Origin of the sequence: Paenirhodobacter sp. CAU 1674 (assembly GCF_029222945.1) — a bacterium.
GTDB lineage: Bacteria > Pseudomonadota > Alphaproteobacteria > Rhodobacterales > Rhodobacteraceae > Rhodobacter.
Genome location: NZ_JARHUH010000027.1, coordinates 1 through 5,007, shown reverse-complemented (window position 1 = coordinate 5,007; position 5,007 = coordinate 1). Strand labels below are relative to the sequence as shown.

8 protein-coding genes are annotated in these 5,007 nt (G+C 55.9%); 2 read left to right on the top strand and 6 right to left on the bottom strand.

Annotated features, from left to right (window positions below; translation table 11 throughout):
- From P2G62_RS17710 to P2G62_RS17700, 3 genes are all read right to left on the bottom strand, one after another.
- On the bottom strand, nucleotides 1–1,024 hold a 1,024-nt coding region (locus P2G62_RS17710; protein ID WP_275736206.1), incomplete at its 3' end, for a hypothetical protein.
- Between the two features lie 271 nt (nucleotides 1,025–1,295).
- Nucleotides 1,296–1,571 (bottom strand): type II toxin-antitoxin system RelE/ParE family toxin, encoded by a 276-nt coding sequence (locus P2G62_RS17705; RefSeq protein WP_275736205.1) that lies wholly within the window; start codon nucleotides 1,569–1,571, stop codon nucleotides 1,296–1,298.
- Nucleotides 1,564–1,857 carry a type II toxin-antitoxin system RelB/DinJ family antitoxin gene (locus tag P2G62_RS17700; RefSeq protein WP_275736204.1) on the bottom strand — a complete coding sequence of 98 codons (294 nt, stop codon included), beginning with the start codon at nucleotides 1,855–1,857 and terminating at the stop codon, nucleotides 1,564–1,566. The genes P2G62_RS17705 and P2G62_RS17700 overlap by 8 nt, the downstream gene beginning before the upstream one ends.
- A 141-nt stretch (nucleotides 1,858–1,998) precedes the next feature.
- Here P2G62_RS17700 and P2G62_RS17695 point away from each other — a divergent pair, with 141 nt between their 5' ends.
- A complete protein-coding gene (locus P2G62_RS17695; RefSeq protein ID WP_275736203.1) occupies nucleotides 1,999–2,436 on the top strand; it encodes a hypothetical protein in 438 nt (145 codons plus the stop codon).
- A 96-nt stretch (nucleotides 2,437–2,532) separates the two neighbouring features.
- Nucleotides 2,533–2,952 (top strand): hypothetical protein, encoded by a 420-nt coding sequence (locus P2G62_RS17690; protein ID WP_275736202.1) that lies wholly within the window; start codon nucleotides 2,533–2,535, stop codon nucleotides 2,950–2,952.
- 21 nt (nucleotides 2,953–2,973) lie between these two features.
- Here the strand turns inward: P2G62_RS17690 and P2G62_RS17685 are convergent, their stop codons facing one another.
- The 3 genes from P2G62_RS17685 to P2G62_RS17675 form a co-directional block, all read right to left on the bottom strand.
- Nucleotides 2,974–3,330 carry a hypothetical protein gene (locus P2G62_RS17685; protein WP_275736201.1) on the bottom strand — a complete coding sequence of 119 codons (357 nt, stop codon included), beginning with the start codon at nucleotides 3,328–3,330 and terminating at the stop codon, nucleotides 2,974–2,976.
- Between the two features lie 23 nt (nucleotides 3,331–3,353).
- Complete coding sequence (locus P2G62_RS17680) at nucleotides 3,354–4,364, bottom strand: replication initiator protein A (RefSeq protein WP_275736200.1); 1,011 nt, start codon at nucleotides 4,362–4,364, stop codon at nucleotides 3,354–3,356.
- Between the two features lie 257 nt (nucleotides 4,365–4,621).
- A partial coding sequence (locus P2G62_RS17675) for a hypothetical protein (protein WP_275736199.1) occupies nucleotides 4,622–5,007 on the bottom strand: 386 nt, incomplete at its 5' end.

The following is a 5,007-nucleotide window of genomic DNA, read 5'->3' as shown; positions in this document are numbered from 1 at the left end:
CCGCGCCCAGGTGCAGCCTGTCAGAAAGCGCTGGAAACCAGGATCGACCAGCCTCATGCCCATCAGGTCGTTTCAGCTCGGAAAACCCAAGCCCGAAGCGATAAGCCGCATCAATAACCTGTTGGGCACCTTTGCGGAACCCTTCGATCAATGGCCAAGGGCTTCCTCTATCCGCTGCGGAAAGCTCGATCTCGTCTCGGTTCACGTCGCCGTCGGGCGGTTCATATCCCCGAGGATCTTCCTTGTGGCGGCTGATTTCGCCTCTGAGCAGCAAGTAGTCCCGTAGAAGGTCTGTATCGTCCCAAGACAGGTCAACGGCCTGTAGGGCCTCTCTGAGGCTCTCTGCGGGCCTCTGGATGGCCTCTCGGGCCTTGTCCATGACCGCGCCATAGGTTTCCGGGGAGAGGTGCTGGCGCTGCGTGAGCTCTTTTCTCGTGCCGCGCACGATCTCGCTGTCCAAAGTTTCGCGGCACCAGTCAGCCCAAGAGGTTTGCAGGGCTGCATATTCGTTTCGCTCACCTGTGGCCTCTTTCAGCTCGCCCAGGGCCTTGTTGGTCGAGATCACGGGCTTACCTCGGCTCTCCCGGACGGGCGAGATCAGAACATCGACCACCGCGCCGCCCTTTTCATCGAGGTCGAGGCGGGTGGCTATCACCGACCCTTTGCCGCCCCAGCTCTCCGCCCATGCTTTTGCCTGGTCGAAGAGCTGGCGGTTATGCGGGTTGTCAGGGTCATGCAGGTTGCCGGCCTTTTCGACCCATTCCGGGGAGACCACGCAGATGGCTTGCAGGGCAAGCGGGGCGTTCTTCCGTTCGCCCGCCCCCAGCTCGATCTTGTGAGCCTTGAAGGCAGCAAGATAGTCGCGGTCGTCTTCGGCCTTTGACCAGGCAAGACCGAAACCCGGCTCTGCGTCCTCCCTGACCCGGGCCTTGCCGGTTTCGTCGTGGCGTTGTGCATGGAGAGAGGCGCCACGCAGTTGGGCGATGCTGGTAAACTTGTTGACGCGGATTGCTGCCTTGAACATAGGGCCAGAATATCCGGAAGGGGAAGAATTGTCATTTCAAATGACAACCCACTAGGCAATTCTCTTCGAGCCGCTCCGCTAATTGCCATTGGGCCGGAGGCGCTGCGCCCTCCTGGACCTCCAGCCGGAAGCCGCCCAAAGGCGGCTGCGTACCATCCCGCCCTTGCCATATGGGGGCTGGTCGAGATGGTGCGCGGAGCCAGATCGGACCGGAGATTTCCGCATGTCGAAGGGGCGATCTGGCGGGGCTGAAACGCGCGTGTCTCGTGTCTTAGGGCCACATCTGCGCGGCATGCAGCACGCGCAGGATCGTCACCACGACTGGGGTTTCAGCATAGACCACGATGTAGTTCGGTCGGACCACCAGCTCGCGTGTGCCTTCGACCCTACCAAGGCGGCAGCGTTTCGGGTGCGCCGGAAGCTGTGCCACCTTGTCTTGGATTTCTTCCATCAGGGCGAGGGCCGCATCCGGGTTGTCGTCCGAGATGTAATCGACAATCGCCAGCAGGTCCGCGACTGCGGGTGCCTTCCATTCGAGTTCAGGCACGGCGTTTCCCGTTGATCAGGGCGCGCGCCTCTTGCATCACCTGGTCATGCGGCGTGGTCGGACGGGGATCGGCCATCGCCTCCTGCACCTTGGCACGGAACCAGGCATCATAGGCATCGGGATCGGTGGTCAGACCGGCAGGAAGGCCACCTTCGGCGGCAACGCGGGTCAGCAGGATGCGCACGGCATCAGAGAGCGTGAGGCCGACGCCCGAGAGGGCATTGGTCGCTTGCGTCTTGAGGTGATCGTCCACACGGACGTGAAGCATTGAGGTCTGGGCGGGCATGGCTTGTCCTCCTGTTTTCAAGAACATTATGTATCTCAATTGAGATACGATCAAGGTGTCTTGGCGAGTGTTTCTGGTGTGTGTATCGTGAACAGCAAGAAAACCGATGGGAAACCCTTTGGAAATACAGGCGGAAACACCATGAAGCTGACACTTGGACAAGCGGCGAAGGCCGCGAAGAGATCGAAGGGGACGCTATCAAAAGCCCTTAATTCAGGAGGTATTTCTGCGGAGAAGGACGACAAGGGGCGCTGGCAGATTGACCCATCTGAGTTGTCCAGGTGGATGTCTGCGAACCCGTTTCCGAACGGTGTTGAAAGCCAAGAGGAACCCCATATGGAAACGCATGAAAACAGTGCGTTGTCCGTAGAGGTTAAGATGCTTCGTGAGCAGATCGGCACGATGAAAGCCGAACGAGACCGGGAGCGTGATCAGCTCGTTGATCAGATCGAAGACTTGCGCACTCGCCTAGACGGAGCCGAGGCCGAGCGGGTGCGCCTGAATGCGCTTTTGACCGATCAACGAAATACAGAGAAGATGCCGAGGCGACGTGGGTTGTGGGCATCTTTTTGGAGATGAGGTGAAAAATGGTTCATGACTTCAAACCTAATGATCCAGTCGTTCGAAAAGACGACCCGACCGGTACGATCTTGTTTGTAGACCGAGTTTTTGGTGATGCAATTACCTGCACAAATCCCCTCGATGGGCGACAAAAAATATATTTGGACGCATGTCAAATTGACCACAAGAAATATTTCAAACAAGACGATGGAAAGGAATAAAATAATGGGTGATCGAGACCTTCCGATATACAACCCTGATAGCCCAGGTGATCTTGATGATTATTGGGAGTCCAGCGCTTCTTATGAAGAAGCGAGAAAAAACCGAGAAAAATCAATTGATGATAAGATTGGCAATATAGAATCTGCGTCGGACTGGCTGCGCGCTCTGTCCATATCTTTGGCAGATGAAGATGATTATATATTTGATAGGCTAATAGAGATCGCACATAACTGGAAGCATGACGCGAAGGCTCAACAATGTATGATCAATATTTACGGAAATATCGTTGAGCTTCGAAATAGTTTTTGGTAGTGGCGCCAGTGGCATGGCTCACTACTTTTTATTACATTCCTTCCTTATCTTATTGATTCTGCTTATAATACCTCCTGGTTGTCGGGCGAGATCTTCGGAGATCTCGCCGATGGATCGACCTTCAATCAGCAGGGCCATAAGTCTTTCTTCTTCGCGTGGGGACCATGCTCTATAGGCATTCCTGTGTGTTTTTCTGATGTCCGCTATGACATAACTTTTTTCTTCATGAGAGGCGTCTAGCAAGAGCAGCTCTATCGCAATGTCTTTCAAAACATTTTCTACGTTTCGGCCATCATCTCGCGATAGCTCTGAGCAGGAAACTCCACTGGCAATCAGCCTTGCTAGTGAGATGCATTCGTCGCTCAGTAATCTTGCCATTTAAAATCCTTAATCTCAATGCCTTACCTCAGGGTTTCTTGCTTCTTGCAGTAGGCTAGGAACGCTGCCCCGGCATTCTTTGGCGGGTTCCCCCTGGCGGTTTCAGATTTGGCAAAAGACAGCCAGTCGGAGCGCAGGGCGTAGTAATCTCGCCCCTTCTCTCGGGCGATGATCCTGGCCTTTTCTTCGGCCCATTCCGGCAGACGGACCTCTGGCAGCAGTTCCCTTTGTGGGGAGCGGGGCCTGAAGATCACCAGGTCATCGGCTGTCAGCTCCATGCGATAGAACGGCGTGTGATCGTCCTCGATGATCTGGCGGATGTTCAGCCGGAACTTCTTCAGGGGGGCGTTGCTGCCGGTCTTTTCTTGCAGCTTGGCAAGGCCGATCTGCCATTTTGGCTGGCTTCCGCAATGCTTGCGGCCGATCTCATACAGGCGCCGCTCAAGCGGGCGGCGGAGGCGGAAATAGTCGTTCGAGATCGTCACGACCTCGTCGCCCTCGATCGCGCGCATCACCCAGTCTGACAGGATCACCTCGCAGTAGTCGAGGCGCCAGGTGCCCTCTTCCTTCATGACGAAGCCGCTGCCGGATTCCAGAAGGCTGAAAAAGCGCGTCTCGCGCCTGTTCCCGGTCTGGATGTCGGTCTGGAAGGTGGTGCCGATCAGCCTTTGGAAGGCTTGTTCCAGGCGCTGATATTCTATCCCGCCTGTCTTGCGGTTCGTGGTCATCAGCAGCTCGCGGGCGCTGAACCGCACCCGTTTCCCGATCTTCTCCCCGCGGTTCTTGCGGTGCATGAGCTGGCTCACGCAGAAGATCAGGATGTCCTTGTCGAAGATCGTCGGGAGGCCGACCCCCGAGGGCACGATTTTCAGCCGGTTGTCACCGCCGCGATACTCGAGGTGGCGCATGTCCGGCTTGGTGGCGAGCGAGAACAGCGGATGCTCCATCGAGGCCATGTCGTCCTTCGGCACCACATCGGAGATGTCGAGGATGAAGAAGTCCTTCTGGGGGTGTCTATCGGGGAGCAGTGGCATCCGTTTGCCTGGCTGTTTTCGTTATATCAGGAACCACCATCGGGCAGGACGGGGCGCCTCGTCAAGTTCGTTATATCGGGACCCGGATTGGGGACTGAAACCGTTCGTTAGTTTCGGAACCGGAATTCGTTAGTTTCGGAACCTAGATTCGTTAGTTTCGGAACCCTGTGGATAGTTTTCCTGTTCTGGAACAGATAGTTACTGGTGATTTTTGTGCCCGTAACTTACTCCGTAGGTAACAATACTAACACTAGGGGTCAAAGCCCCCAGTCCAAGCCATCATCCCGGGAGCGACGTTCAGTCGAAACGTCACGATCATCTTCCACCCGTTCATCTTGGTGGATAGCTTGGTCATGCTGAGGAAAATCAATCCCAAGGTGGCGGTTGTAGCGCTCAACCAGCTCGGATGCTTCCTCTGGCCACAGGCGATCTGGGTCCAGGTGCTGCGCTGGATTCGAAAAGCGTAGGTTTTTGACCAAGGCTTCGGCATGGGCGCAGAAGGAACCACATTTCGAGATCACCGCGCCCAGGTGCAGCCTGTCAGAAAGCGCTGGAAACCAGGATCGACCAGCCTCATGCCCATCAGGTCGTTTCAGCTCGGAAAACCCAAGCCCGAAGCGATAAGCCGCATCAATAACCTGTT

Bases quoted from the DNA above. Each gene is read 5' to 3' on its own strand.
- P2G62_RS17700 (WP_275736204.1), bottom strand. From the start codon at position 1,857: ATGCCCGCCCAGACCTCAATGCTTCACGTCCGTGTGGACGATCACCTC.
- P2G62_RS17695 (WP_275736203.1), top strand. From the start codon at position 1,999: ATGAAGCTGACACTTGGACAAGCGGCGAAGGCCGCGAAGAGATCGAAG.
- P2G62_RS17690 (WP_275736202.1), top strand. From the start codon at position 2,533: ATGCAATTACCTGCACAAATCCCCTCGATGGGCGACAAAAAATATATT.
- P2G62_RS17685 (WP_275736201.1), bottom strand. From the start codon at position 3,330: ATGGCAAGATTACTGAGCGACGAATGCATCTCACTAGCAAGGCTGATT.
- P2G62_RS17680 (WP_275736200.1), bottom strand. From the start codon at position 4,364: ATGCCACTGCTCCCCGATAGACACCCCCAGAAGGACTTCTTCATCCTC.